Source organism: Pseudomonas sp. LARHCG127, from assembly GCF_052871455.1.
Window position 1 is genome coordinate 48,805 of the sequence record NZ_JBIXJT010000019.1, and the last position, 26,186, is coordinate 74,990.

The window sequence follows — 26,186 nt, forward strand, 5'->3', positions numbered from 1 at the left end:
TTCTACGATAGTCTGCGGCTCAGCGTTGCGCTGCGGCCACGCCGGCAGTCGCGGCGTCAGGTTTGGCAACCGGTGCCGACGGGGTGGCTGGCCATGCGTTGCGGTCCAGGTCCAGGTCCGGGAACTTGCTGGAGTCGAACACAGGGACCTTGATGCCGGCCGCACGCTGGTCATCGTAGTCACGCAGGATGCGCATGCCGACCTTGAACAGCAGGAACAGCGCGATCAGGTTCACGAACGCCAGCAGGGTCATGGTGATGTCGGCGAACGCGAACACGGTGCCGAGGTTTTCGATGGCACCCCAGAAAATCAGGACCAGGACCAAGGCGCGGTAGCCCATCAGGACCTTGCGATTGTCACCGATCATGAAGCGCAGGTTGTTCTCGCCCAGGTAGTAGTTGTAGAGGATCGAGGTGAACACGAACAACGACAGGGCCACGGAGATGAATATCCGGCCCCAGTCACCCACGACCGCCGCCAGGGAGTTCTGGGTCAGGGCAATGCCGTCGCCTTCGAAACCTGGGGTGTAGAAGCCCGACAGCAGGATCAGCAGCGCGGTGCAGGTGCAGATCACGAAGGTGTCCAGGAACACGCTGAACGCCTGGACCACGCCCTGGGCGACCGGGTGCTCGACCGATGCGACGGCGGCAACGTTAGGCGCACTGCCCAGGCCGGCTTCGTTGGCGAACACGCCACGCTTGACGCCCATGACGATGGCGCTGCCGATCAGGCCGCCGAAGGCCTGGTCCAGACCGAAGGCGCTTCTGACGATGGTCGCCAGCATGTCCGGTACGTGTTCGAACTGCAGCACGATCACGTAGAGAGTCACGCCGATGTACGCCAGGGTCTTGACCGGAACCAGCAGGTCGGCAACCTTGGCGATACGCTTGATCCCGCCGATGAACACCAGGCCCAGCAGCACCGCCAGGCCCAGGCCCGTGTAGGTGGTGTCAAAGCCGAAGGCGTTGTTCAGGGAGTGGGTGACCGCGTGGGCTTGCAGACCGTTGAAGGCGAAGCCGAAGGTCACCAACAGCAGGAATGCCATGATCATGCCCAGCCAGCGTTTCTGCAGGCCGTGCTGGATGTAATAGGACGGGCCGCCACGGTACTGGCCTTCGGAGTCGCAGCGCTTGTAGAGCTGGCCGAGGGAGCATTCGAAGAAGCTGCTGGACATGCCGACCAGCGCGGTCACCCACATCCAGAACACCGCACCAGGACCACCGAGGGTCACGGCGATGCCGACACCGGCGATGTTGCCCGCGCCGACACGGCCGGCCAGGCTGAGCATCAGGGCCTGGAAGGAGCTGAGCTGGTCAGTGCTGCTTTTCAGGCTGTCACGGAACACCGTGAACATGTGGAAGAAGTGACGGAACTGGACGAAACGCGAGCGGATCGTGAAGTAGCCACCGAGCCCGACAATGAGCACGATCAGCACTTTCCCTGATAGGAAGTCGTTGATGACTTCGAGCATGAGTATTCCTCGCTGTTTTTTGTTTAAGCAAATGCTGGCCATTTGGAAACATCGCGTTACATCGGTCGGCGCGCGGCCTGACAGGTGAGGCGGAGTTTCGTCCCGGTCCATTTTCGCGGGTTTGTTATTAGTTCGGTTTTCGCATGTTTAAAGGTCTCGTTGCGGACGACCGTCATGCGAAGAGGGGCGGCACTATACCTATCAGTGCGGTGCCCGTCTGCACAGTTGTGGTGCGTCCGACGAAGCGGACCCTTTGAAACACCTGGCCTTCCGGTCAGGTTCTTGTGGGGACGAGCCTGCTCGCGTTGGCTGGCGACGCGGTTTACAACGGGCAGCGCGTCGTCGTTTATCGCGAGCAGGTTCCTTCCCACAGATTCAGTCATCCTTGGCGGCTATCAATTAAAAAAAGGGCTTGGGGAAGATCCCCAAGCCCTCAAAAGGTGAGAGGTGTCTAGTCCCTCGACCTGGTGAGCGGTGGCCGTGTCGATCACGCTTTGAGCGGGACCAGACGCGGAGCAATCATGTTTTCCGGGCGCAGGATGTCGTCGAGCATGGCGTCGTCGAGCAAGCCTTCTTCGCGCACCAGTTCCAGTACGCCGCGGCCACTTTCCAGGGCGATGCGGGCGATACGGGTGGCGTTTTCATAGCCGATGTACGGGTTCAGGGCGGTGACCAGGCCGATGGAGTGCTCGACCAGCTCACGGCAGCGCGCTTCGTTGGCGGTGATGCCGACGATGCAGTGCTCGCGCAGCATGTCCATGGCCCGTTGCAGCAGGCGGATCGAGTCGAAGATCTTGAAGGCGATCAGCGGTTCCATCACGTTCAGTTGCAGTTGGCCGCCTTCGGCCGCGATGGTCAGGGCCAGGTCGTTGCCGATGATCTGGAACGCCACCTGGTTGACCGCTTCCGGGATCACCGGGTTGACCTTGCCGGGCATGATCGAGCTGCCTGGCTGGCGGGCCGGCAGGTTGATTTCGTTGATGCCGGTGCGTGGGCCGCTGGACAGCAGGCGCAGGTCGTTGCAGATCTTCGACAGCTTGACCGCGGTGCGCTTGAGCATGCCGGAGAACAGCACGAAGGCGCCCATGTCGGAGGTGGCTTCGATCAGGTCGGCGGCCGGGACCAGCGGCTGGCCGCTGATGGTTGCCAGGCGCTGTACGGCCAAGGCCTGGTAGCGCGGGTCGGCGTTGATGCCGGTGCCGATGGCGGTGCCGCCCAGGTTCACTTCGGTGAGCAGTTCAGGCGCCAGGGTTTTGAGGCGCGCCAGGTCTTCGCTCAGGGTGGTGGCGAAGGCGCGGAATTCCTGGCCGAGGGTCATCGGCACGGCGTCCTGCAGCTGGGTGCGGCCCATTTTCAGGACGTGGCTGAATTCTTCACCCTTGGCCGCGAACGCCTGGATCAGGCTGTCGAGGCTGGCCAGCAACGCGTCGTGACCCAGCAGCAGACCCAGGCGGATCGCGGTCGGGTAGGCGTCGTTGGTGGACTGCGCCATGTTCACGTCGTTGTTGGGGTGCAGGTACTGGTACTCGCCTTTCTGGTGGCCCATGGCCTCCAGCGCGATGTTGGCGATGACTTCGTTGGCATTCATGTTGGTCGACGTGCCGGCGCCGCCCTGGATCATGTCCACCACGAATTCTTCGTGGAAATCGCCGCGGATCAAACGTGCACAGGCTTCACTGATGGCAGCGTGCTTGGCTTCGCTGAGCTGGCCGAGTTCGCGGTTGGCGTCAGCGGCGGCCTGTTTGACCATTGCCAGACCGACCACCAGCTTCGGGTAATGCGAGATCGGGACGCCGGAGAGACGGAAGTTGTTTACCGCTCGTAGGGTCTGGATGCCGTAATACGCTTGCGCCGGTACTTCGAGTACGCCAAGCAGGTCTTTTTCTGTGCGGAATGATGCAGCGGAGGACATGACGGAAATCATCTCGATAAGGACCCGGTCTGTGCCGGAACGCTGTGGATCCTAGGCTCTGGGGAAAAATAGGGCCAATGCTGTTAAACACTGGCCTATGCATATTCGGCATAATGCCGGTGTGACGCCGACGATGCGGCGAACGTGTGACCTGTTTTGGTGCGTGTAGGGAGGCGTGATGAATCTTGAAAGCAAATGGCTTGAGGACTTCAGTGCCCTGGCCGCTACTCGCAGTTTTTCCCAGGCGGCCGAGCGGCGTTTCGTGACGCAGCCGGCGTTCAGTCGACGAATCCGCAGCCTTGAGGCGGCGCTGGGGCTGACCCTGGTCAACCGCTCACGTACGCCCGTCGAGCTGACGGCGGCGGGGCAGTTGTTCCTGGTGACGGCGCGTACGGTGGTGGAGCAACTGGGCGAAGTGCTGCGCCATTTGCATCATTTGGAAGGCGGGCAGGGCGAAGTCATCCAGGTGGCCGCCGCCCATTCCCTGGCGCTGGGCTTCTTCCCGCGCTGGATCGCGCAACTGCGCAACGAAGGGATGAACATCGCCACGCGCCTGGTGGCGACCAACGTCGGCGATGCGGTCCACGCCTTGCGGGAGGGCGGCTGCGATTTGATGCTGGCCTTCTACGACCCGGATTCGGCCATGCAGATGGACCCGGAAATCTTCCCGTCGCTGCACTTGGGCCAGACTGAAATGCTTCCGGTGTGCGCCGCCGATGCCAACGGCAACCCGCTGTTCGACCTTGAAGGCGAGGCCAGCGTGCCGTTGCTGGCCTACAGCGCCGGGGCGTTCCTCGGGCGTTCGGTCAACCAGTTGCTGCGCCAGCGGGCGCTGCGCTTCACCACGATCTACGAGACAGCCATGGCCGACAGCCTGAAAAGCATGGCCCTGGAAGGCCTGGGCATCGCCTGGGTACCGCACCTGAGCGTACGTGCCGAACTGGCCCGGGGCGAACTGGTGATTTGCGGCGGCACGCAATGGCACGTGCCCCTGGAGATCCGCCTGTACCGCTGCGCCCTGGTGCGCAAGGCCAATGTGCGGTTGTTGTGGCGCAAGCTTGAAGGCGGTGTGGCGCAGGGTGCTGTCGGATCCTGAAACCAATGCAAGCCCTGTGGATGTGACGGACATCAGAGTGATCACAGGGCCATTGTGGGAGCGAGCTTGCTCGCGATGAGGGCCTGGCATTCACAACGGCATTGGCTGACCTGGCGCTATCGCGAGCAAGCTCGCTCCCACAAGGGATTTGTGGTGTTCCGACGCTGACCTGCGAGTCAATAAAACCGCTGCTTCAGCGCAAATGACAGATGGTCGGCGAAAGTGCGTTTAACGCACCATTTTCGGTATACTGCCCGGCCTTCGGTCGGTTCGCCCGGCCATCATTCGTACAACAAGCCACGCCGGTTTCCTGCGTGGCTTGTTGTTTTTTGACGCGCCTGCGGGCGCCCAGAGAGAAGAGGCACGACGATGAGTGCACTGGTTGGCGTGATCATGGGCTCCAAGTCCGATTGGTCCACCCTTAGCCACACCGCCGATATGCTGGAAAAGCTCGGCATCCCTTACGAGGTGAAAGTGGTCTCTGCCCACCGTACCCCGGACCTGCTGTTCCAGTACGCCGAAGAGGCCGAAGCGCGTGGCATCGAGGTGATCATCGCCGGTGCCGGTGGCGCGGCCCACCTGCCGGGCATGTGCGCGGCCAAGACCCACCTGCCGGTGCTGGGCGTGCCGGTCCAGTCGTCGATGCTTTCGGGCGTTGATTCGTTGTTGTCGATCGTGCAGATGCCGGCCGGTATTCCGGTCGCGACCCTGGCCATCGGCAAGGCCGGCGCGATCAATGCGGCCCTGCTGTCGGCGAGCATCCTGGGCGCCAAGCATCCACAATTTCATACCGTGCTGAAAAAATTCCGCGCTGAGCAGACAGACAGCGTCCTGGACAATCCAGACCCACGCATTGCCTGAGGTTGTTGACGAATGAAGATCGGTGTAATCGGTGGCGGCCAGTTGGGTCGCATGTTGGCCCTGGCAGGTACGCCGCTGGGGATGAACTTTGCTTTCCTGGACCCGGCGCCGGACGCCTGTGCCGCGGCGCTGGGTGAACACCTGCGGGCCGACTACGGCGACCAGGACCACCTGCGCCAGTTGGCCGATGAAGTCGACCTGGTGACCTTCGAGTTCGAAAGCGTCCCGGCCGAAACCGTGGCCTTCCTGTCCCAGTTCGTCCCGGTCTACCCGAGCGCCGAAGCCTTGCGGATCGCCCGTGACCGCTGGTTCGAAAAGAACATGTTCAAGGACCTGGGCATCCCGACGCCGGCCTTCGCCGACATTCAGTCCCAGGCCGACCTGGACGCCGCCGTCGCGGCCATCGGCCTGCCCGCCGTGCTCAAGACCCGCACCCTGGGTTATGACGGCAAGGGCCAGAAAGTCCTGCGCAAGCCTGAAGACGTGGCCGGTACATTCGCCGAGCTCGGCAGCGTGGCCTGCCTGTTGGAAGGCTTCGTGCCGTTCACTGGGGAAGTCTCGCTGATCGCCGTGCGTGCCCGCGATGGTGAAATCCGCTTCTACCCGCTGGTGCACAACACCCACAAGGACGGCATCCTCAAGCTGTCCGTCGCCAGCACCGATCACCCGTTGCAGGCCTTGGCCGAAGACTATTCCAGTCGGGTGCTCAAGCAGCTCGACTATGTCGGCGTGATGGCGTTCGAGTTCTTTGAAGTGGACGGCGGCCTCAAGGCCAACGAAATCGCACCGCGGGTCCACAACTCCGGGCACTGGACCACCGAAGGCGCCGAGTGCAGCCAGTTTGAAAACCACCTGCGGGCGGTGGCCGGGCTGCCGCTGGGGTCGACCGCCAAGATCGGCGAAAGCGCGATGCTCAACTTTATCGGCAAGGTGCCAGACACCGAGAAAGTCCTGTCGATCGCCGACTGCCATCTGCATCACTATGGCAAGGCGTTCAAGGTCGGGCGCAAGGTTGGCCACGCCAACCTGCGCTGCGCTGATCGGGCCACGCTGGCCCAGCAGATCATCAAGGTCGAGACGCTGATCGCCGAGCAATAATCTGTCATACCGTTGGAACCATTCGTCGGCTAACCTCTCTCATGGCTAAGTGCCAAAACCTGATCGGGCTTTGGCTTAGCGACTCAATGAGAGGGGAATGCCATGGGAATCATCGGAACCATTTTTATCGGCTTGATCGTTGGCCTGCTGGCACGCTTCCTGAAACCGGGCGATGACAGCATGGGCTGGATCATGACCATCCTGCTCGGTATCGGCGGTTCGTTGGCAGCCACTTACGGCGGCCAGGCCCTGGGCATCTACCAGGCCGGCCAAGGCGCGGGTTTCATCGGGGCCCTGGTGGGCGCGATCGTGCTGCTGGTGATCTACGGCCTGATCAAAAGAAACTGATCCAAATGCATCAAGGCCCCCTCTGCGTCGCGAGCTGAGGGGGCTAGAATGCTCGGCGTTTCACTTTTCATTCATTGCCGAGCCCTTTCATGCGCCGTCTAGTGTTGACCCTTCTTCTGCTGGGCAGTGGCCTGGCCCATGCTGCCGAGCTGCCGGAAACCGACTGGCTCGAACTGATGCCCAAGTCGGACCAGAAAGCCCTCGAGGCCATGCCTGACATCGACCACAACTCCCCGGAAGCCAACGGGACCTTCACCGAAAAAGGTGGCTTGAAGCAAAGCAAGGGCTTGCCGGCGGTGATGTATTCAACCAAGACCGTGGCGTCGATGAACGACAAGCACATCCGCATCGGCGGTTACCCGGTGCCGCTGGAAACTGACGCCAAGGGCCACAGCACGCTGTTCTTCCTGGTGCCCTACCCCGGCGCCTGCATTCACGTCCCGCCACCGCCGCCTAACCAATTGGTGCTAGTGCGTTACCCCAAGGGCCTGAAGCTGGATGACATCTACACGCCGCTCTGGGTGACGGGCACGCTGAAGATCGAAAAGGTCGACAACGATCTGGCGAGCGCGGCGTATGCGTTGGAGGCGGAGAAGGTGAGGGTGGTGCAGGAGGCGGATTTGTAGGCCTGACACGAGCCCACTGTGGGAGCGAGCCTGCTCGCGATATCGGTGTATCAGTCAATGAAAATATTGACTGTCAGTCCGCTATCGCGAGCTGGCTCGCTCCCACATGGGGATTTTTCAGTGTGGCTTAGAGCGGTTTGCTGCGGATGCTCACACCCAGGGTATGGCTGGCGTCCGGCAACAACGTCACCACATCATCCATCACATTCGCCGTCTCGATGCACAGCATGCGCTGCCAGCCATCGTCGGCCATGTCGCTGAAGGCCTTGGCGCGTTCGGTCCAGGGATTCCAGATCACCGCCGAGCGCGAACCGCTGCTGGTCAGCTCGATCCGTCGCTGCCACTGCGGATCAACGATGCTCAGCGTCGGCGGGGTGTCGAGGTAGATACGGTCGGTCTCGCCGGTGAAATGCAGGTCGCCGGCCTGGGTGTGGGTGTTCCAGTCGTCGAGGGTCTCGATGTAGTTCAAGCCATCGACGCCTTCGACCTGCACGTTGCGCACGTCGCTCACGGCGAAGTAGCTGTGCAGCGCCTGGCTGAGGCTGACGGTTTCGCTGCCACAGTTATGGCTGGTGAGGCGGATGTGCAGTTGCGCGTCCATCACGATGGCCAGCGTCAGGTCGACCTGATGAGGCCAGCCCGCAAGGCCGTTTTCGGGATAAGGCAGCACGAATTCGATCTTCAGGCTTTCGCCTTCGGCCTCGATGCCCTTCAATTCCCAATCCATCGCCCGCACCAGGCCGTGGGCGGTGGCCGGGTCGTTGCTCACGCGCATGGCCTGCACGCTGTCGGGGTTGCGCGTCAGGTTGCCGAACCACGGCCAGCACACCGGCACGCCCGCGCGGATGCTCTTGCCGGCCTTGAATGTGGCCTGGTCGTTGAGCCAGATCAGTGGCGGCTGGCCGTCCACTTGATAACTGAGGATGTGCGCGCCTTGCTGGGCCACCAGCAACTCGGCCTGACCGTGGCGGATGCGCCAGGCGTTCAGTTCATCCAGTTTGACCGCGTCGACGTTGGGCGTAGGCATGTTGCAAATCTCGTTCGGTGACAGGGACTGCAATGGACCGCAAAACGGTCGCCGTGTTTAACGGGCGCGCGGCGGAACCGAGCGGGTACGACCGCTGCCGTCGATGGCGACGAAGACGAATACCGCCTCGGTCACCTTGCGCCATTCACTGGACAGCGGATCGTCGCTCCAGACCTCGACCATCATCTGGATCGAGCTGCGGCCGATTTCCAGCGCCTGGGTATAGAAGGACAACTGCGCGCCCACCGCCACCGGCACCAGGAACGCCATGCGATCGATCGCCACGGTGGCCACGCGTCCGCCGGCCACTTTGCTGGCCATGGCGGTGCCGGCCAAGTCCATCTGGGACACCAGCCAGCCGCCGAAAATATCGCCGAAGCCGTTGGTCTCCCGTGGGAGTGCGGTGATTTGCAGGGCCAGGTCGCCTTGCGGGATGGGATCTTCTTGTTCGAGCTCTATCATGCCGGGGGTGCCTCTGACCCGTAACGCTGTCTGGTACTTCAGGTGAATAGCCGTCTTCGTAAAAAACGATTCAGCCCGAACATACTGCGTTCGTCACGTTTTTCGTAAAGGCGTGCCAAAGGGAAACTCTGCGAAACCGGCTGATCTTGTACTACATCACCAACGACGTTTTCGCACAGCAACCCCTTACAGAGTACTGCAAGGTTGCGAGTATATCGGGCGATAGACGTCGAGACGACCACTCGGTTCTGATTTCGACTGTCAAATACGCGCCTCTATGTGCTTTTTCGAACAATTTGCTATCGTGCCGAACCTGCCCAGGCCCCAACCCGAGTTGCCAGGGTTGCAGAACCGACTATAAGAGAAGCCCTTGCCATGACCACTGCGCCTTCGAGCACGGCGACGCCCGCACAACCGGCACGTCCGCTGACCCGCAACGATTACAAGACCCTGTCGCTTTCAGCCCTGGGCGGTGCGCTGGAGTTCTACGATTTCATCATTTTCGTGTTCTTTGCCACCGTGGTCGGCAAATTGTTTTTCCCGGCCGAAATGCCCGAGTGGCTGCGCCTGATGCAGACGTTCGGCATTTTTGCCGCCGGTTACCTGGCCCGGCCGCTGGGCGGGATCATCATGGCCCACTTCGGCGACCTGCTGGGGCGCAAGAAAATGTTCACCCTGAGCATTTTCATGATGGCCGTTCCGACCCTGATCATGGGGCTGTTGCCGACTTATGCACAGATCGGCATGTGGGCACCGATCCTGCTGTTGCTGATGCGGGTGATCCAAGGCGCGGCCATCGGCGGGGAAGTGCCGGGCGCCTGGGTCTTCGTTTCCGAACACGTTCCGGCGCGCCACATCGGCTATGCCTGCGGCACGCTGACCTGCGGCCTGACGGCGGGGATCCTGTTGGGGTCGCTGGTGGCAACGGCGATCAACAGCATTTATACGCCGGTGGAAGTGGCCGATTACGCCTGGCGGATCCCGTTCCTGCTGGGTGGCGTGTTCGGGTTGTTTTCGGTGTACCTGCGCCGCTGGCTGCATGAAACCCCGGTATTCGCCGAACTGCAACTGCGCAAGGCCCTGGCCGAGGAAGTGCCGCTGCGGGCCGTGCTGCGTGATCATCGCGGTGCCATCGCCATTTCCATGCTGCTGACCTGGCTGCTGTCGGCCGGCGTCATCGTGGTCATCCTGATGACACCGACCGTGCTGCAGACGGTGTACCACTTCAGCCCGACCGTCGCGCTGCAGGCCAACAGCCTGGCGATCGTGTTCCTGAGCTTGGGTTGCATTGGTGCGGGTGTGCTGGCCGACCGTTTTGGTGCCGGGCGGGTGTTTGTCTTCGGCAGTGGTTTGCTGTTGATCACCTTCTGGACGTTCTACCACTGCCTGTTCGACCACCCCGAGTGGCTGTTCCCGCTGTATGCCCTGAGTGGCTTGCTGGTAGGCACCATCGGCGCGGTGCCTTATGTCATGGTCAACGCCTTCCCGGCCGTGGTGCGCTTCAGCGGCCTGTCGTTTTCCTACAACTTGGCCTACGCGATTTTTGGCGGGTTGACGCCGATGATCGTGACCCTGTTGCTGAAAGAGAGCTCGATGGGGCCGGCATATTATGTGGCGGCCATCTGTGGGATCGGGATTGTGGTGGGCGGGTATCTCTGGAAGAAGGGGCGCTAGGTCCTGGTCTTTCAGTGACTGTACTGGCCTCATCGCGAGCAAGCTCGCTCCCACAGGGGGGCACTGCGAATCCTCTGTGGGAGCGAGCTTGCTCGCGATGGGAAGCACCATGGATCATCCTGCAAAACTCAATGCTGGCCTTTCATCCAATTGTCATATTTCAGCCATAGAGTGTTCATACGGCTTACCGATACTTTGCCGACTTAATACACCCTATCTGCTAGGAGTAAGGCATGAAACTGAAGCGTTTGATGGCGGCAATGACGTTTGTCGCTGCTGGCGTTGCGACTGCCAACGCGGTTGCCGCTGTTGACCCTGCGATCCCGAGCTACACCAAGACCACTGGTGTATCGGGCAACCTCTCCAGCGTCGGCTCCGATACCCTGGCCAACCTGATGACCTTGTGGGCCGAGAACTACAAGAAAGAATACCCGAACGTAAACATCCAGATTCAGGCCGCCGGTTCCTCCACCGCGCCGCCCGCACTCACCGAAGGCACCGCCAACCTGGGCCCGATGAGCCGCAAGATGAAGGACAACGAGCTGCAGGCCTTCGAAACCAAATACGGCTACAAGCCAACCGCTATCCCGGTAGCCGTGGACGCCCTGGCCGTATTCGTGCACAAAGACAACCCGATCAAGCACCTGACCATGGCTCAGGTCGATGCGATCTTCTCCTCGACTCGCCTGTGCGGCGCCAAGGCTGACGTCAAGACCTGGGGCGACCTGGGCGTGACCGGCGACCTGGCCAACAAGCCGGTCCAGCTGTTCGGTCGTAACTCGGTATCCGGCACCTACGGCTACTTCAAGGAAGAAGCCTTGTGCAAAGGCGACTACAAGCCAAACGTCAACGAACAGCCAGGTTCGGCTTCGGTCGTGCAGTCGATCAGCAGCTCGCTTAACGGCATCGGCTACTCGGGTATCGGCTACAAGACCGCCAGCGTGAAAACCGTTGCCCTGGCCAAGAAAGAAGGCGGCGAGTTCGTCGAGGACACCGAAGAAAACGCCCTGAACGGCAAGTATCCGCTGTCGCGTTTCCTCTACGTGTACGTCAACAAGGCGCCGAACAAGCCTCTGGCCCCGCTGGAAGCTGAGTTCGTGAAGCTGATCCTGTCCAAGCAAGGCCAGGAAGTCGTAGTCAAGGACGGTTACATCCCGGTACCTGCCAAAGTCGCCGCCAAGGCACTGGCTGACCTGGGTCTGCAAGAAGGCGGCAACGTCGCCAAGCAGTAACACCTGAGCCCGGGCCAACGCCCGGGCTGCTGTGGGAGTGGATGCCACTCCCACAGCCAAATTTTCTGTCCGCTGCCGCTTCTAGCTGGCGGCGGATTTGTTGCGTCACTTCACTGTCATCTTTCTGTCATACAGGATCGCTAGGGTGTGCGCATGAATGATCTGGCCAACTCCACAATGACTACGACTTCCCCTCCCAAGCGCATTGACTTCAATACGCCTGAGCTGCAACGCAAGCGCCGCATCCGCGCGCTCAAGGATCGCCTGACCCGCTGGTACGTGCTGGTCGGCGGTCTCGCCGTCCTGGCTGCCATCACGCTGATTTTCTTTTTCCTGGCCTACGTGGTGCTGCCCCTGTTCCAGGGCGCGGACCTGACCGCCAAGGATTCGATCACCCCGGCCTGGATGCAAGACGCCGGCAAACCGCTGATGATCGCCATCGAAGAACAGAACCAGGTGGCCATGCGCGTTTCCGACAAGGGCCAGGCACTGTTCTACGAACTCGACAGCGGCGCCGAACTGCGCCGTGTCGACCTGCCGGTTCCTGCCGGTGCCACTGTGGTCTCCATTGCGGAAGACCAGCCCGGCAGCCCGCTGGTGGCGATCGGTCTGTCCAACGGCCAGGCCCTGGTGTTCCGCCACACCTATAAAGTCAGCTATCCTGACGGCAAGAAAACCATTTCGCCCGCCATCGAATACCCTTACGGCGAGGCGCCGATAGCGTTGAACGAGCAGGGCGCGCCTTTGGAGCACGTCAGCCTCAACGCCACCGATTCGACCCTGTTGCTGGCCGGCTCCAGCGGCGCCCAGCTGTATGTACTGTCGCTTACCAGCGAAGAAAACATGATGACCGGTGAAGTCACCAGCGAGCAGACGCGTATCGACCTGCCGCAGATGACCGAGCCAGTGAAGAACATTTTCGTCGACCCGCGCCAGCAATGGTTGTACGTGGTCAACGGTCGCGCCCAGGCCGATGTGTTCAGCCTGCGGGACAAGAGCCTCAATGGCCGTTACAAACTGCTGGAGAACGGCGACGCCCAAGTCACCGCCGCCGCCCAGTTGGTCGGCGGGATCTCGCTGATCATCGGCGACTCCAAGGGCGGCCTGGCCCAGTGGTTCATGGCCCGCGACCCGGACGGCGAGCTGCGCTTCAAACAGATTCGTACCTTCCAGATGGGCAGCGCGCCCATCATTGAGATCAGCGCCGAAGAACGTCGCAAAGGTTTCGTGGCACTCGACATCGCCGGCAAGCTGGGCGTGTTCCACAGCACCGCCCACCGCACCCTGCTGGTGGACCAAGTGGTCGACGGCCAAGGCTTGTTCGGCCTGTCGCCACGGGCCAACCGCCTGATCGTCGAACAGGGTGGCAAGCTGCAACCGTTGACGCTGGACAACCCGCACCCGGAAGTGTCCTGGAGCGCGTTGTGGAGCAAGGTCTGGTACGAAAACTACGACGAACCTAAATACGTCTGGCAATCGACCGCCGCCAACACCGACTTCGAACCCAAGCTGAGCCTCTCGCCGCTGACCTTCGGTACCCTGAAAGCGGCGTTCTACGCGATGCTGCTGGCGGCGCCGCTGGCGGTGGCCGCGGCGATCTACACCGCCTACTTCATGGCCCCGGGCATGCGGCGCAAGGTCAAGCCGGTGATCGAGCTGATGGAAGCGATGCCGACGGTGATCCTCGGTTTCTTCGCCGGCCTGTTCCTGGCGCCGTACGTCGAAGGGCACCTGCCGGGCATCTTCAGTCTGCTGATGTTGCTGCCCATCGGCATCCTGGTCGCCGGTTTCACCTTCAGTCGCCTGCCGGAATCCATTCGCCTGCGAGTGCCGGACGGTTGGGAAAGCGCCCTGTTGATCCCGGTGATCCTGTTCGTGGGCTGGCTCTCGCTGTACATGAGCCCGTACATGGAAACCTGGTTCTTCGGCGGCGACATGCGCATGTGGATCTCCCATGACCTGGGCATCACCTACGACCAGCGCAACGCCTTGGTGGTTGGCCTGGCGATGGGCTTCGCGGTGATCCCGAACATCTATTCCATCGCCGAAGACGCCGTGTTCAGCGTGCCGCGCGGCCTGACCCTGGGCTCCCTGGCCCTCGGTGCCACGCCATGGCAGACCATGACTCGCGTGGTGATCCTCACCGCCAGCCCGGGCATTTTCTCGGCGCTGATGATCGGCATGGGCCGTGCAGTGGGCGAGACCATGATCGTGTTGATGGCCACCGGTAACACGCCGGTCATGGAAATGAACCTGTTCGAAGGCCTGCGCACCCTGGCGGCCAACGTGGCGGTGGAGATGCCGGAATCCGAAGTCGGCGGCAGCCATTACCGCGTGCTGTTCCTGTCGGCCCTGGTGCTGCTGTTGTTCACCTTCGTCATGAACACCCTCGCCGAGCTGATCCGTCAGCGTCTGCGCAAGAAATATTCGTCGCTTTAAGAAAGGTAGAAGTCTGTGAAACAGAACTCCCTGAAAGGATGGTTCAAGAGCGGCGCCCCCGGCGTCTGGATCAGCGGTGGCGCGGTGTCCATCGCGGTCATCATGACCATTGGCCTGCTGGCGGTGATCGCCGTGCGCGGCCTGGGCCACTTCTGGCCGGCGGACCTGATCCACGCCAGCTACAACGTACCGGGCATGCCTGCGCACCTGGTGGTCGGCGAAGTCGTACAGAAAGAAGAAGTGCCTCGTGAGCGCCTGAAAAGCGCCGGCCTGCCGGTGCCGGACGAAGGCCCCGAGTTCATGACCCGCGAACTGATCAAGGTCGGCAACCGCGACCTGAACGGCACCGACTTCACCTGGATCGTCGGCGATTGGCTGAGCAACCAGACGACGCCGCCGGAACTGATGGCCATCGAGCGTCGTGAGTGGGGCAATTTCTACGGCTACCTGGTCAACGTCAAGGAAGGCGGCAAGGTCATCGCCGAAGGCGAGGCCGCCTGGCCGCAACTGCAGGCTCGGGTACAGCGCGTCAACCAGTTGGCCGCCGAGCTCAAGACCCTGGAAAAAGTCGACATCGGCGCCATCAACGCTGGCCTGGAGCGTATCCGCCTGCACGGTCGCAAACTGGAACTGGACGGCAAGCTCGACGCCGCCGCCCAGGCCGACCTGGAAAGCGAACGCGCCGAACTCAACGCCCGCTACAAGGACATCGAAGCGCGCCTGGCCGACCTGCACGCGCAGTTCAACCGCGACAGCCTGACGGCCCGCGATGCCAACGGCAAGGAAGTGGAAATCGAAATCGGCAAAGTGGTGCACGCCTACCAGCCAAACGGCATGGGCACGTTCACCAAGATGGGTTTCTACTTCAGCAAGGTCTGGGAATTCCTCAGCGACGACCCTCGTGAGGCCAACACCGAAGGCGGCATCTTCCCGGCGATTTTCGGCACCGTGATGATGACCCTGATCATGGCGATGATCGTCACGCCGTTTGGTGTGCTGGCAGCGGTCTACCTGCGTGAATATGCCCGCCAAGGCACGATGACCCGCTTGATCCGCATCGCGGTGAACAACCTCGCCGGCGTTCCGGCCATTGTCTACGGTGTGTTCGGCCTGGGCTTCTTTGTCTACGTGCTGGGTGGTTCGGTCGACCGCCTGTTCTTCCCCGAAGCCTTGCCGGCGCCGACCTTCGGCACCCCGGGCCTGCTCTGGGCGTCCCTGACCCTGGCGTTGCTGGCGGTGCCGGTGGTGATCGTGGCCACGGAAGAAGGCCTGGCGCGGATCCCGCGCACCGTGCGCGAAGGCTCCCTGGCCCTCGGCGCGACCAAGGCCGAGACCTTGTGGAAAATCGTCCTGCCGATGGCGAGCCCGGCGATGATGACCGGGATGATCCTCGCCGTGGCCCGTGCCGCCGGTGAAGTGGCACCGTTGATGCTGGTGGGCGTGGTGAAGCTGGCCCCGTCGCTGCCGCTGGACGGCAACTACCCGTACCTGCACCTGGACCAGAAGATCATGCACCTTGGCTTCCATATCTATGACGTCGGCTTCCAGAGCCCGAACGTCGAGGCAGCCCGGCCGTTGGTCTACGCCACGGCACTGCTGCTGGTGCTGGTGATCGCCACCCTCAACCTGTCGGCGGTGTGGATCCGTAACCACCTGCGCGAAAAATACAAAGCACTGGATAGTTGATGATCTGTGGGAGCGAGCCTGCTCGCGAAGCTTTTGGCGGCCTCAAAGGCCCTTCGCGAGCAGGCTCGCTCCCACACTGGAATTTCATGGGGCCGCCAGAAAAGGCGTTCCGAACCGAATTTGTTAGCACAGGGAGCCTCCCATGCAACACGAAGCACATACACACGGCATCAACATGTCGGCCCTGGGCCGCGACAAGCAGAGCCTGGACCTGGCCCAGGAAACTGTGGCTATCGAAGTGCCCGGCCTGAACCTGTTCTACGGCGAGAAACAGGCGCTGTACGACGTCAGCCTGAATATCCCGAAACAACGCGTCACCGCGTTCATCGGCCCGTCGGGTTGCGGCAAGTCGACCTTGCTGCGCACCTTCAACCGCATGAACGATCTGGTGGACGGCTGCCGCGTCGAAGGTGAAATCAACCTCTACGGCAACAACATCTACCGCAAGGGCGAAGACGTGGCCGAGCTGCGTCGTCGCGTCGGCATGGTGTTCCAGAAGCCTAACCCGTTTCCGAAAACCATCTACGAGAACGTGGTCTACGGCCTGCGCATCCAGGGCATCAACAAAAAGCGCGTCCTCGACGAAGCCGTGGAATGGGCCCTCAAGGGCGCGGCATTGTGGGATGAAGTCAAGGATCGTCTGCATGAGTCGGCCCTGGGCCTGTCCGGTGGTCAGCAGCAGCGCCTGGTGATCGCCCGTACCATCGCGGTGGAGCCGGAAGTGCTGCTGCTCGACGAACCTTGCTCGGCCCTGGACCCGATCTCGACGCTGAAAGTCGAAGAGCTGATCTACGAGCTCAAGTCCAAGTTCACCATCGTCATCGTGACCCACAACATGCAGCAGGCGGCGCGGGTGTCCGACTACACCGCGTTCATGTACATGGGCAAACTGGTGGAATTTGGCGATACCGATACGCTGTTCACCAATCCGGCCAAGAAACAGACCGAAGACTACATCACCGGTCGCTACGGCTAGTCGAGGCAACTGCATAGCCGCACTGCGCTATCAGGATCAACATTTAACTGCTTGAAGCTTGCAGCTTGAAGCTTGCAACTTTCGCGGAGCGAACAAGATGATTTCGAAGGAAGGCCTTACTCACCACATTTCCGCACAGTTCAATGCCGAGCTTGAGGAAGTGCGCAGTCACTTGCTGGCCATGGGCGGGCTGGTGGAAAAGCAGGTCAACGACGCGGTGACCGCGCTGATCGAGGCCGACTCCGGCCTGGCCCAGCAGGTGCGCGAAATCGATGACCAGATCAACCAGATGGAACGCAACATCGACGAAGAGTGCCTGCGTATCCTGGCCCGTCGCCAGCCGGCTGCGTCCGACCTGCGGCTGATCATCAGCATCTCCAAGTCAGTGATCGACCTTGAGCGGATCGGCGACGAAGCCACCAAGATCGCTCGTCGCGCCATCCAGTTGTGCGAAGAAGGCGAAGCGCCGCGTGGTTACGTCGAGGTTCGCCACATTGGCGACCAGGTGCGCAACATGGTTCGCGACGCGCTGGATGCCTTTGCCCGCTTCGACGCCGACCTGGCGTTGTCGGTGGCCCAGTACGACAAGATCATCGATCGCGAATACAAGACCGCCCTGCGCGAGCTGGCGACCTACATGATGGAAGACCCGCGTTCCATCTCCCGGGTGTTGAGCATTATCTGGGTGCTGCGTTCCTTGGAGCGTATCGGCGATCATGCGCGCAACATCTCGGAACTTGTCATCTACCTGGTGCGCGGCACCGATGTACGCCATATGGGGCTCAAGCGCATGAAGGAAGAAGTTGAGGGCACCCTGTCCGAAACCGCTAATGTTCCGGGCGCAACTGACGATAAGTAAGATTGCCAAGAAAAGCGCCCGGCCTTCTGGTCGGGCTTTTTTTTGGATTTTTTTTCATCGAAAGCAGCACCCCGCGAACGAAAAGTCCCGGCGTGACTGAAGGTTTTTTGGCAATGTGCCATCAGTAAAAGCGGTATGCTTGCCGGGATTTTTTAGAGGTGTATCTGGATGAGTAAGGTCAGTGTGTTGGTCGTGGACGATGCTTCGTTCATTCGTGACCTGGTGAAGAAGTGCCTGCGCAACTACTTCCCGGGCGTGCGTATCGAAGACGCGGTGAACGGCAAGAAAGCCCAGGCCCTGCTGGCTCGCGAGGCGTTCGACCTGGTGCTGTGCGATTGGGAAATGCCGGAAATGTCCGGCCTGGAACTGCTGACCTGGTGCCGCCAGCAGGACAGTCTCAAGGGCATGCCGTTCGTGATGGTCACCAGCCGCGGCGACAAGGAAAACGTGGTCCAGGCGATCCAGGCCGGCGTTTCCGGCTACGTCAGCAAGCCGTTCACCAACGAACAGCTGCTGACCAAGGTCAAGCAGGCCCTGCACAAGGTCGGCAAGCTCGACACGCTGATGAACAGTGCCCCGACCAAGATGAACTCGGCGTTCGGCAATGATTCCCTCAGCGCCCTGACGGGCGGCAAGGCGCCGGTGGCGGCGGTTGCGTCGGCCCCGGCCGTCCCTGCTGCTGCCGCCCCGGCTCGTGGCCTGCTCAACAGCCCACCGGTCAAGGCACCGGTAGCCGCCGCTTCGACGGCCAATCGCGGCCAAGGCCAGTTGCGTCTGTCCAGTGGCACCCAGCAATGCGTGATCAAGGCCCTGAGCCTCAAGGAAGCGCTGCTGGTGGTCAAACGCTCCGACACCCTGCCGCAAGTACTCGAAGGCGCGGTGCTGGACATGGAACAGGGCGACAACGCCGAAACCGCGCGTCTCAACGGCTATTTGCACGCCATCGTCGCCCATGAGCAGACGCCCGACAGCGAATGGTTGCAACTGACGTTCCGCTTCGTCGACAAAGACCCCCAGAAGCTCGACTACATCTCCCGCCTAATCGCCCGCGGCACGGCGCAGAAGCACTTCGTACCGGGCGCCTGATTCGGCGGCGCCCTTCAGCCCGCTATCGCGAGCAAGCTCGCTCCCACAGTGATGCGTGCAGGCCACAGGTGCGTGCCTGACGCAAATCCCCTGTGGGAGCGAGCTTGCTCGCGATGGGGCCATCAGCCTCAACAACAATCGTTGATCCAATTTTGAAACATCCGTCGACTACGCTGGTCCATCCCAGCTGCTAGGCTGCTGTACAGGCCTTCATTTATCGACAGAATTCTTGCCCATGCTCGTGCCGTTGCTGTTCGCCTGTGGTCTCGTCCTGGCCGCCACCCCGGCCATGGCCATGACCATCTACAAATCCACCGATGCCAACGGCGTGGTGTCCTATAGCGACCGTCCCAGCAAGGGCGCCCAGGTGTTCGTGTTTCGCGACCGCATGGTCGAACGCCTGGAGCGCCAGGTGTTTCTCGATATCAAGAAGCAGAATGGTGCGGACGCGGTGTTCGTGCGCAACGATTTGTACGCGCCGGTGGAGATCGAGTTGAGTTTCGCCGGGCTGCGCAATGTCAGCGGGGCGCCGAGCCGGCCGATTCGTCGGGTGCTGCCGGCACGCAGCAACCTGCGCCTGGCGCTGCTGACGGCTACCCGGCCCGGTCGGCCGCTGGTGTATACCCCAAGGTTCGAATATTCCCTGGGCGACCCGGCAGGCGCCGCCGAGGCCTATCGATACCCGCTGCCTTGGCGCGGCGGGCCGTTCCGGCTGAGCCAAGGCGCCAACGGCCAATATAGCCATTACGGCCCGAAGAACCGCTACGCCATGGACATCGCCATGCCCGTAGGCACGCCGATCATCGCCGCGCGAGGAGGCGTGGTGATCAAGACCGAAAACGAACAGACCGGCCGCGGGGATGATCCTGCGGGCAACTTCGTGCGGGTGCTGCACGACGACGGCACCATGGGCGTCTACCTGCACCTGCAGAAAGGCTCGGTGAGCGTACGGGAAGGGCAGCGGGTCGCGGTGGGCACGCCGTTGGCGTTGTCGGGCAATACCGGCAACAGCTCAGGCCCGCACCTGCATTTCGTGGTGCAGCGCAATACCGGGTTGGGGCTGGTGTCGATTCCCTATCAGTTCAATCAACCGGTGGGCGACTTGCCCAACTTTGCGTTGGGCAAGCAGTAGCACTGTAGATTCGGGAGGCTTTTTTGTGGCGAGGGAGCTTGCTCCCGCTCGGCTGCGAAGCAGTCGTCGCTTTTGGGGCCGCTTCGCGACCCAGCGGGAGCAAGCTCCCTCGCCACAGCGGGTTATGCCTTCAACTTGCGGGAAGTTTGATGCTCAATCGAGCATCAACACCTTCGCCAGGATGATCTTCGGCCCTTTCATCTTCTTGATGATGATCCGCAGGCCTTCGACTTCCAGCACTTCTTCCTCTTCCGGCACGCGCTTGAGGGTTTCATAGACCAGCCCGGCCAGGGTTTCGGCTTCGATGTGGTCCAGGTCGATCCCCAGCAGGCGCTCGACCTTGAACAGCGGCGTGTCGCCACGTACCAGCAGCTTGCCCGGCTGGTAGGCCAGGATCCCGCGTTCGGCCTTGCGGTGTTCGTCCTGGATGTCGCCTACCAGCACTTCCAACACGTCTTCCATGGTCAGGTAGCCGATGATGTTGCCGTCGGCTTCCTCGACCACGGCGAAGTGCGAGCCGCCCTTGCGGAACTGCTCCAGCAACTGCGACAGCGGCATGTGCCGCGACACGCGCTCCAGCGGCCGGGTCAGTTCGGCCAGGTTGAACGATTCGGGGATGTGGTCCAGGGCCGCCAGTTCCAGCAGCAGGTCCTTGATGTGCAGCAGGCCGACGAACTCCTGGCGCTCGCTGTCGTACACCGGATAACGGCTGAACTTGTGGCGACGGAACATCGCCAGGATTTCCTTGAGGGGCGCGTTGAACTCCAGCGTCACCAGGTCTTCCCGGGAATTGGCCCAGTCCACCACTTCCAGCTCGCCCATTTCCACGGCCGAGGCCAGCACGCGCATGCCTTGGTCGCTCGGGTCCTGGCCCCGGCTGGAGTGCAGGATCAGCTTCAGTTCTTCGCGGCTGTAATGGTGTTCGTGATGGGGCCCGGGCTCGCCTTGGCCGGCGATGCGCAAGATGGCGTTGGCGCTAGCGTTGAGCAGGTAGATCGCCGGATACATGGCCCAGTAGAACAGGTACAGCGGCACGGCGGTCCACAACGACAGCAGCTCGGGTTTGCGGATGGCCCAGGATTTGGGCGCCAGTTCACCGACCACGATGTGCAGGTACGAAATGATGAAGAACGCGGTGAAGAACGACACGCCTTTGATCACTTCCGGCGATTGCACGCCAATCGCGCCCAGCAACGGTTCGAGGATGTGGGCAAACGCTGGCTCACCGACCCAGCCCAGGCCCAGGGACGCCAGGGTGATACCCAGCTGGCATGCCGACAGGTAAGCGTCGAGCTGGCTGTGGACGGTGCGCAGGATATGCCCGCGCCAGCCGTTCTGCTCGGCGATGGCCTCGACCCGGGTCGAACGCAGCTTGACCATGGCGAATTCGGCCGCAACGAAAAATCCGTTGAGCAGAACCAGGATCAGAGCAAAAAGAATCATGCCGAATTCGGCGAAGAGTGTGACGAGGGACAAGCCAGGGGAAGGGTCCATGATGGGGTTTTGCGGGTTCCGAATAGTCGTAGGAATTGAAAATGAGCGCCTGAAAAGGCAGGCGCAAGTCAGTCAATGTAGCGGCTGACTCGGCGATTGCCTAGTGGGCGCTTTCAATCAGCGGGGCGAGCGAGGCGTGTGCGAACCACTTGGGCCGGGGCGAAATGACAGGTAAACGTGCTGCCATGGCCGGGCACGCTGCTGATCTCCATGCGGGCGCGATGGCGCAGCAGGACGTGTTTGACAATGGCCAGGCCCAGCCCGGTGCCACCGGTATTGGAGTTGCGGCTGGAGTCGACGCGGTAGAAACGTTCGGTCAGGCGCGGCAGGTGCTTGCTGTCGATGCCGATGCCCGAATCGCGCACGCTCAGGTGCGCGCCTTGCTCGTCGCCCCACCAGCGCACATGGATGCGGCCCTGCTCCGGCGTGTACTTGACCGCGTTGAATACCAGGTTGGAAAACGCACTGCGCAGTTCCGCCTCGCTGCCCTTGAGCTGCACCGCCGGGTCGGCTTCCAGGGTGATGGTCTGCTGCTTGGAACCGGACAGCTCCTGGGCATCTTCGACAATGGTTTGCAGCAGGTCGTCGATCGGCACCGGCTGGTTGTCCGACGGGTAATCGGTGGCTTCCAGCTTCGCCAGCAACAACAAGTCGTTGAGCAGGGTCTGCATGCGTCCGCTCTGCTGGTGCATCTGCTGCAAGGCCCGGCTCCAGCGCGGGTTCACCTCCTCGACGTTGTCGAGCAGGGTCTCCAGGTAGCCGCAGATCACCGTCAACGGCGTGCGCAATTCGTGGGAAACGTTGGCGATGAAATCCTTGCGCATCTGTTCCAGCTGATGGATGCGCGTGACGTCGCGCACCAGCATCAAGTGCTCGTTGTTGCCGTAGCGGGTGATGTACAGCTGGATACGCAACCGGTCATTGGTGGGCGAAGGGATCTCCAGCGGCTCGGCGTAGTTGGCTTGCTCGAAATATTCCTTGAAGCGCGGATGGCGCACCAGGTTGGTCACTGGTTGGCCGCTGTCCTGGGGCGTCTTGAGGCCCAACAGGGTCTCGGCAGCGCGGTTCCACCATTCCAGGTTACCTTCGCTGTCGAGCATGATCACCGCGTCTTTCAGCGCGGCGGTGGATTCCTGGACCCGGTCGATTACCGCCTGCAGGCGCCCGCGGACGCGCTGGTCGCGCCGTTGCAGGTGGTAGATGCTGTCGAACACCTCACCCCATAAGCCATAGCCGTCGGGCGGGGCTTCGTCGGGTTGATGCAGGCGCAGCCATTCATGCAGGCGCAGCAGTTGCTTGAGTGTCCAGGCCAGGTAAAGCCCCAGGCCCGCGGCCAGGCTCCAGCCGTAATAACCGCTGATCAGGCCGATCAGCAAACAGCCAGTCACCAGCAACAACATGTGGCGAATCAGGGTGCCATGCCAGTTTTGATTCACGTGACGCGCGTCCTTGTCAGCTTGTCGGGCGGTAAGGGCTCGGATCAGGCCTTTGTCGAAAAACGATAACCGGTGCCGCGCACGGTTTGTACCAGATTTTCATAGGCATCGCCGAGGGCCTTGCGCAGGCGTCGGATGTGCACGTCCACGGTGCGTTCCTCGACGTAGACGTTGCCGCCCCAGACCTGGTCCAACAGTTGGCCGCGGGTGTAGGCACGTTCCTGGTGAGTCATGAAGAATTGCAGCAGACGATATTCGGTCGGGCCCATCTCGGCGGGTTTGCCGTCGATGGTCACGCGGTGGCTGATCGGGTCGAGCAGCAGGCCACCGACTTCAATCGGCGCTTCGCCATCGGTCGGCCCGGCGCGTCGCAGCACGGCCTTCAGGCGCGCCACCAGCTCCCGTGGGGAGAACGGCTTGGTGATGTAGTCGTCGGCGCCGACTTCCAGGCCTTGGATCTTGTTGTCCTCTTCGCCCTTGGCGGTGAGCATGATGATCGGAATATCACCGGTCAGCTCGTCGCGCTTGAGCCGTCGCGCCAGTTCGATGCCTGACGTGCCGGGCAGCATCCAGTCCAGCAGGATCAGGTCGGGCTTGCGGTCGACGATGATGGCATGGGCCTGTTGAGAGTTTTCTGCTTCCATGCAGTCATAGCCGGCCATCTCCAACGCAACGGCGATCATCTCGCGGATGGGCGCCTCGTCGTCGACGATCAGAATGCTCCTGCCAACCATGGGGTAATCCTCTTGTCATTTAACTGTCTTGCGCCGCATTAGATAACGGAATTATTGCAGTCGTGTGACAGTTATTTCCTCAGGCGGCAGCGAGGGGGATCCTGGACTAAGCTTTTCAGTCCGAATCCTGACAACCACAAGAGAAGGTTTCCATGAAACAAATGACTGTTTCTTTCAAAGCCCTGCTGGTGGCAGCTGCTCTGGCCCTGCCTGGGGTTGCGATGGCTGCCGATCCTGCAATGGAGAAGGATGGCATGTTCACCGACCATAAGGGCATGACCCTTTACACCTTTGCCAAAGACTCGGCTGGTAAGTCGGAATGCAATGACAAGTGTGCGGCTAACTGGCCACCGCTGATGGCTGCGGCGGGTGATAAATCCATGGGCGACTGGACCGTGATCAAGCGCGATGATGGCTCAATGCAGTGGGCTTATCAGGGCATGCCGCTGTACACCTTCGTGATGGACAAGAAGGCCGGGGACATGACCGGCGACGGCAAAATGGACGGCGCCTGGAAAGTGGCCAAGGCCAAGTCCCGCGTCCGGCTGCGACACTTTTTGGGGGCGCGGGCGCGTGCTCCCGCTCGGTTGCGTAGCGACCGCAAAAATCTTGGGGCCGCTCCGCAGCCCAGCGGGAGCAAGCTCCCTCGCCACAAAAGGCTTTCATAAGCCAAGGTTCATGCTGGCATGAGCTAACGTTCAGTGCTCGGGCTCGGCTTCAGCGCAACGCGTAATCCAACACAATCCCCACGAAAATCGCCAAGCCGGCCCAATGGTTGTGCAAGAAAGCCTTGAAGCAGCGCATCCGGTCCCTGCCTCGGGTGTACCAGAATTCCCAGGCGAAGCACGCGGCCGCGGCCACCAACCCCAGGTGGAACCAGCCACCCAGTTGGAATTTAGACCCGGCCAACAGCAGGCAACCCAAGGCCAGGCCTTGCAGCGTCAGGATGATCACCCGGTCGGCATCGCCAAACAGGATCGCCGTGGACTTCACGCCGATGCGCAGGTCGTCGTCCCGGTCGGTCATGGCGTAATAGGTGTCGTAGCCCACTGTCCACAGTAGATTGGCGATGTACAGCAACCAGGCGGCCGCCGGCAGATGCCCGGTTTCGGCGGTGAACGCCATCGGCATGCCCCAGGAGAACGCCGCCCCCAGCACCACTTGCGGGTAGTAGGTATAACGCTTCATGAACGGGTAACTGAACGCCAGGGCCAGGCCGCCGAGGGACAGCAGGATGGTCGGTGCGTTGGTGCACAACACCAGCAGGAAACTCACGCTCATCAGCACGGCGAAGAACACCAGCGCCTCCTTCGAACTGATCTTGCCGCTCACCAACGGGCGTTGTTCGGTGCGTTTGACGTGGCCGTCCACCTTGCGGTCGGCCCAGTCATTGATCACACAGCCACCGGCACGGGTCAGCACCACACCGAGGATGAAAATCACCACGTTGGCGATGGACGGCGAGCCTTCACCGGCAATCCACAGTGCCCACAACGTCGGCCACAACAGCAGGTAGATGCCGATGGGCTTGTCCATGCGAGTCAGTTGCACGAAGTCCCATGCCCGTGGGTTCAGGCGATTCAAGGATTTGAGCAGTTGCACATACATCAGCAATTCTCCGAATAGGCGCGGGCGACGGTCCACAAGCGGGGCAGGAAGATTTCCGCCACCAGCACGCTCAACGCACCGCGGTCGAAACGTGAACGGCGCCCCCACAGGCCACCGGCGCGTACGTCTTCCGGCAAGCCGGCCTCGGGGTAATGGCAAACCTCGATGGCCCGGCGCTGGAACGCCTGGTCGCAAAACAGCAATTCGCCCAGGGAGCGGCTGCCCAACTCGTCCATCTGCAACCCGTCACCCTGCAAGGCGCTGCGCGCCGCCACGCTGCGGGCGAACACCCAAGGCTGGTCGCGACCGCGCAGATACACCTCGCGTACCCAGCCCTCGCTGCCCTCGGCCAGGTCGAGCGCGGCACATTCGTCGGCGCGCAATGGCTGCCAGCCTTCGAACAATGGGGTCACGCTGAAGTGGCCGTCCGACAGGCGCGTGAGGCGCCGGGTCAGGGAACCTTCGTCGAACAACCAATCGAGTACACCGGCATCGGGGCGGGGCGACAGCAGGTGCTGGGGCAGCCATTGGAGTGTAGGAAAAATCGAATTTGTATGCGGCACAGAGGTCTTGAATGGCAGCAAATGAGGCCGCGAGCTTACCATGTCGGTCACGGGTTTTGACCGGCCCGGCCTGCGGCCTGCCGATCGTGCTTGCATCTGGCGCGACCGATCAGTACAAAACGGCCCTGAGCCGGAAAATACCGGCCAAGGCCTGACATCTCGAGGAAGTACTGGAATGAAGAAGTGGCAATGTATCGTCTGCGGCCTGATCTACAACGAAGCTGACGGCTGGCCTGACGATGGCATCGCGCCCGGCACTCGCTGGGAGGACGTGCCGGCGGACTGGCTGTGCCCGGACTGCGGTGTCGGCAAAATGGATTTCGAAATGATCGAAATCAACTGATCGTTTCATTTAAATGGAGAGCA

The 26,186-nt window shown here is 61.7% G+C and carries 23 protein-coding genes and 1 pseudogene; 15 read left to right on the forward strand and 9 right to left on the reverse strand.

What is annotated here, in order from left to right; all coding sequences use genetic code 11:
- Positions 1–19: 19 nt before the first annotated feature.
- Both ACIPQ1_RS25530 and aspA read right to left on the reverse strand, forming a co-directional pair.
- Complete coding sequence (locus ACIPQ1_RS25530) at positions 20–1,471, reverse strand: alanine/glycine:cation symporter family protein (RefSeq protein ID WP_186708254.1); 1,452 nt, start codon at positions 1,469–1,471, stop codon at positions 20–22.
- A gap of 487 nt (positions 1,472–1,958) precedes the next feature.
- The gene (gene aspA, locus ACIPQ1_RS25535; RefSeq protein ID WP_186708252.1) at positions 1,959–3,383 is read right to left on the reverse strand and encodes an aspartate ammonia-lyase; all 1,425 of its coding nucleotides are present in this window, start codon (positions 3,381–3,383) and stop codon (positions 1,959–1,961) included.
- 178 nt (positions 3,384–3,561) lie between these two features.
- Between aspA and ACIPQ1_RS25540 the strand changes: the two genes are divergently transcribed.
- From ACIPQ1_RS25540 to ACIPQ1_RS25560, 5 genes are all read left to right on the forward strand, one after another.
- Entirely contained in the window at positions 3,562–4,479 is a 918-nt protein-coding gene (locus ACIPQ1_RS25540; protein WP_186708250.1) for a LysR substrate-binding domain-containing protein, read from the forward strand.
- A 369-nt stretch (positions 4,480–4,848) separates the two neighbouring features.
- On the forward strand, positions 4,849–5,340 hold the full coding sequence (gene purE, locus ACIPQ1_RS25545) for a 5-(carboxyamino)imidazole ribonucleotide mutase (RefSeq protein WP_003196369.1): 492 nt from the start codon (positions 4,849–4,851) through the stop codon (positions 5,338–5,340).
- A gap of 12 nt (positions 5,341–5,352) precedes the next feature.
- Positions 5,353–6,438 carry a 5-(carboxyamino)imidazole ribonucleotide synthase gene (locus ACIPQ1_RS25550; protein ID WP_186708248.1) on the forward strand — a complete coding sequence of 362 codons (1,086 nt, stop codon included), beginning with the start codon at positions 5,353–5,355 and terminating at the stop codon, positions 6,436–6,438.
- 102 nt (positions 6,439–6,540) lie between these two features.
- Positions 6,541–6,786 (forward strand): GlsB/YeaQ/YmgE family stress response membrane protein, encoded by a 246-nt coding sequence (locus ACIPQ1_RS25555; RefSeq protein ID WP_003187057.1) that lies wholly within the window; start codon positions 6,541–6,543, stop codon positions 6,784–6,786.
- An 89-nt stretch (positions 6,787–6,875) separates the two neighbouring features.
- Positions 6,876–7,412 carry a DUF3299 domain-containing protein gene (locus ACIPQ1_RS25560; protein WP_207963444.1) on the forward strand — a complete coding sequence of 179 codons (537 nt, stop codon included), beginning with the start codon at positions 6,876–6,878 and terminating at the stop codon, positions 7,410–7,412.
- A gap of 127 nt (positions 7,413–7,539) precedes the next feature.
- Here ACIPQ1_RS25560 and ACIPQ1_RS25565 read toward each other — a convergent pair whose 3' ends face one another.
- Positions 7,540–8,439 carry a D-hexose-6-phosphate mutarotase gene (locus ACIPQ1_RS25565; protein WP_446535004.1) on the reverse strand — a complete coding sequence of 300 codons (900 nt, stop codon included), beginning with the start codon at positions 8,437–8,439 and terminating at the stop codon, positions 7,540–7,542.
- A gap of 57 nt (positions 8,440–8,496) precedes the next feature.
- Positions 8,497–8,901, reverse strand: coding sequence for an acyl-CoA thioesterase (locus ACIPQ1_RS25570; protein ID WP_003177184.1), 405 nt, complete (start codon positions 8,899–8,901; stop codon positions 8,497–8,499).
- A 375-nt stretch (positions 8,902–9,276) separates the two neighbouring features.
- Between ACIPQ1_RS25570 and ACIPQ1_RS25575 the strand changes: the two genes are divergently transcribed.
- The 8 genes from ACIPQ1_RS25575 (at position 9,277) to ACIPQ1_RS25610 (ending at position 19,985) form a co-directional block, all read left to right on the forward strand.
- Positions 9,277–10,575 carry an MFS transporter gene (locus ACIPQ1_RS25575; RefSeq protein ID WP_411386108.1) on the forward strand — a complete coding sequence of 433 codons (1,299 nt, stop codon included), beginning with the start codon at positions 9,277–9,279 and terminating at the stop codon, positions 10,573–10,575.
- 233 nt (positions 10,576–10,808) lie between these two features.
- Entirely contained in the window at positions 10,809–11,807 is a 999-nt protein-coding gene (locus tag ACIPQ1_RS25580; RefSeq protein WP_250963871.1) for a phosphate ABC transporter substrate-binding protein PstS, read from the forward strand.
- Between the two features lie 405 nt (positions 11,808–12,212).
- Positions 12,213–14,246, forward strand: a complete 2,034-nt coding sequence (locus ACIPQ1_RS25585; protein ID WP_446535014.1) for an ABC transporter permease subunit — start codon at positions 12,213–12,215, stop codon at positions 14,244–14,246.
- 15 nt (positions 14,247–14,261) lie between these two features.
- A complete protein-coding gene (pstA, locus tag ACIPQ1_RS25590) occupies positions 14,262–15,932 on the forward strand; it encodes a phosphate ABC transporter permease PstA (RefSeq protein WP_411386109.1) in 1,671 nt (556 codons plus the stop codon).
- Positions 15,933–16,074: 142 nt separating this feature from the next.
- A complete protein-coding gene (gene pstB, locus ACIPQ1_RS25595; protein ID WP_053127038.1) occupies positions 16,075–16,908 on the forward strand; it encodes a phosphate ABC transporter ATP-binding protein PstB in 834 nt (277 codons plus the stop codon).
- 97 nt (positions 16,909–17,005) lie between these two features.
- On the forward strand, positions 17,006–17,767 hold the full coding sequence (gene phoU, locus ACIPQ1_RS25600) for a phosphate signaling complex protein PhoU (protein ID WP_186708236.1): 762 nt from the start codon (positions 17,006–17,008) through the stop codon (positions 17,765–17,767).
- Positions 17,768–17,935: 168 nt separating this feature from the next.
- Positions 17,936–18,853: a response regulator gene (locus ACIPQ1_RS25605; protein ID WP_411386110.1), complete on the forward strand. Its 918-nt coding sequence runs from the start codon at positions 17,936–17,938 to the stop codon at positions 18,851–18,853.
- 235 nt (positions 18,854–19,088) lie between these two features.
- Positions 19,089–19,985 (forward strand): peptidoglycan DD-metalloendopeptidase family protein, encoded by an 897-nt coding sequence (locus tag ACIPQ1_RS25610; RefSeq protein ID WP_250963867.1) that lies wholly within the window; start codon positions 19,089–19,091, stop codon positions 19,983–19,985.
- Positions 19,986–20,138: 153 nt separating this feature from the next.
- Here ACIPQ1_RS25610 and ACIPQ1_RS25615 read toward each other — a convergent pair whose 3' ends face one another.
- The 3 genes from ACIPQ1_RS25615 to phoB form a co-directional block, all read right to left on the reverse strand.
- A complete protein-coding gene (locus tag ACIPQ1_RS25615; protein ID WP_186708230.1) occupies positions 20,139–21,479 on the reverse strand; it encodes a hemolysin family protein in 1,341 nt (446 codons plus the stop codon).
- A gap of 113 nt (positions 21,480–21,592) precedes the next feature.
- Positions 21,593–22,879: a phosphate regulon sensor histidine kinase PhoR gene (phoR, locus tag ACIPQ1_RS25620; protein ID WP_411387573.1), complete on the reverse strand. Its 1,287-nt coding sequence runs from the start codon at positions 22,877–22,879 to the stop codon at positions 21,593–21,595.
- A gap of 80 nt (positions 22,880–22,959) precedes the next feature.
- On the reverse strand, positions 22,960–23,649 hold the full coding sequence (gene phoB / locus ACIPQ1_RS25625; protein ID WP_003177195.1) for a phosphate regulon transcriptional regulator PhoB: 690 nt from the start codon (positions 23,647–23,649) through the stop codon (positions 22,960–22,962).
- A 152-nt stretch (positions 23,650–23,801) separates the two neighbouring features.
- Between phoB and ACIPQ1_RS25630 the strand changes: the two are divergent.
- Positions 23,802–24,176: pseudogene (locus ACIPQ1_RS25630) on the forward strand (COG4315 family predicted lipoprotein); the annotation flags it as partial.
- Between the two features lie 190 nt (positions 24,177–24,366).
- Here ACIPQ1_RS25630 and ubiA read toward each other — a convergent pair.
- Positions 24,367–25,257 carry a 4-hydroxybenzoate octaprenyltransferase gene (gene ubiA, locus ACIPQ1_RS25635; RefSeq protein WP_411386112.1) on the reverse strand — a complete coding sequence of 297 codons (891 nt, stop codon included), beginning with the start codon at positions 25,255–25,257 and terminating at the stop codon, positions 24,367–24,369.
- The gene (locus tag ACIPQ1_RS25640; RefSeq protein WP_446535005.1) at positions 25,257–25,820 is read right to left on the reverse strand and encodes a chorismate--pyruvate lyase family protein; all 564 of its coding nucleotides are present in this window, start codon (positions 25,818–25,820) and stop codon (positions 25,257–25,259) included. Before ACIPQ1_RS25640 ends, ubiA begins: the two co-directional genes overlap by 1 nt.
- A 175-nt stretch (positions 25,821–25,995) precedes the next feature.
- Here ACIPQ1_RS25640 and ACIPQ1_RS25645 point away from each other — a divergent pair, with 175 nt between their 5' ends.
- Complete coding sequence (locus tag ACIPQ1_RS25645; protein ID WP_003177199.1) at positions 25,996–26,163, forward strand: rubredoxin; 168 nt, start codon at positions 25,996–25,998, stop codon at positions 26,161–26,163.
- The last annotated feature ends 23 nt before the right edge of the window (positions 26,164–26,186 follow it).

Coding starts and splice junctions, on each gene's coding strand:
- purE (WP_003196369.1), top strand. CDS start 4,849: ATGAGTGCACTGGTTGGCGTGATCATGGGCTCCAAGTCCGATTGGTCC.
- ACIPQ1_RS25580 (WP_250963871.1), top strand. CDS start 10,809: ATGAAACTGAAGCGTTTGATGGCGGCAATGACGTTTGTCGCTGCTGGC.
- pstB (WP_053127038.1), top strand. CDS start 16,075: ATGCAACACGAAGCACATACACACGGCATCAACATGTCGGCCCTGGGC.
- phoU (WP_186708236.1), top strand. CDS start 17,006: ATGATTTCGAAGGAAGGCCTTACTCACCACATTTCCGCACAGTTCAAT.
- ACIPQ1_RS25605 (WP_411386110.1), top strand. CDS start 17,936: ATGAGTAAGGTCAGTGTGTTGGTCGTGGACGATGCTTCGTTCATTCGT.
- ACIPQ1_RS25540 (WP_186708250.1), top strand. CDS start 3,562: ATGAATCTTGAAAGCAAATGGCTTGAGGACTTCAGTGCCCTGGCCGCT.
- ACIPQ1_RS25570 (WP_003177184.1), bottom strand. CDS start 8,901: ATGATAGAGCTCGAACAAGAAGATCCCATCCCGCAAGGCGACCTGGCC.
- aspA (WP_186708252.1), bottom strand. CDS start 3,383: ATGTCCTCCGCTGCATCATTCCGCACAGAAAAAGACCTGCTTGGCGTA.
- ACIPQ1_RS25575 (WP_411386108.1), top strand. CDS start 9,277: ATGACCACTGCGCCTTCGAGCACGGCGACGCCCGCACAACCGGCACGT.
- ACIPQ1_RS25610 (WP_250963867.1), top strand. CDS start 19,089: ATGCTCGTGCCGTTGCTGTTCGCCTGTGGTCTCGTCCTGGCCGCCACC.
- phoB (WP_003177195.1), bottom strand. CDS start 23,649: ATGGTTGGCAGGAGCATTCTGATCGTCGACGACGAGGCGCCCATCCGC.
- ubiA (WP_411386112.1), bottom strand. CDS start 25,257: ATGTATGTGCAACTGCTCAAATCCTTGAATCGCCTGAACCCACGGGCA.
- ACIPQ1_RS25560 (WP_207963444.1), top strand. CDS start 6,876: ATGCGCCGTCTAGTGTTGACCCTTCTTCTGCTGGGCAGTGGCCTGGCC.
- phoR (WP_411387573.1), bottom strand. CDS start 22,879: ATGTTGTTGCTGGTGACTGGCTGTTTGCTGATCGGCCTGATCAGCGGT.
- ACIPQ1_RS25555 (WP_003187057.1), top strand. CDS start 6,541: ATGGGAATCATCGGAACCATTTTTATCGGCTTGATCGTTGGCCTGCTG.
- ACIPQ1_RS25645 (WP_003177199.1), top strand. CDS start 25,996: ATGAAGAAGTGGCAATGTATCGTCTGCGGCCTGATCTACAACGAAGCT.
- ACIPQ1_RS25615 (WP_186708230.1), bottom strand. CDS start 21,479: ATGGACCCTTCCCCTGGCTTGTCCCTCGTCACACTCTTCGCCGAATTC.
- ACIPQ1_RS25530 (WP_186708254.1), bottom strand. CDS start 1,471: ATGCTCGAAGTCATCAACGACTTCCTATCAGGGAAAGTGCTGATCGTG.
- ACIPQ1_RS25565 (WP_446535004.1), bottom strand. CDS start 8,439: ATGCCTACGCCCAACGTCGACGCGGTCAAACTGGATGAACTGAACGCC.
- ACIPQ1_RS25550 (WP_186708248.1), top strand. CDS start 5,353: ATGAAGATCGGTGTAATCGGTGGCGGCCAGTTGGGTCGCATGTTGGCC.
- ACIPQ1_RS25585 (WP_446535014.1), top strand. CDS start 12,213: ATGCAAGACGCCGGCAAACCGCTGATGATCGCCATCGAAGAACAGAAC.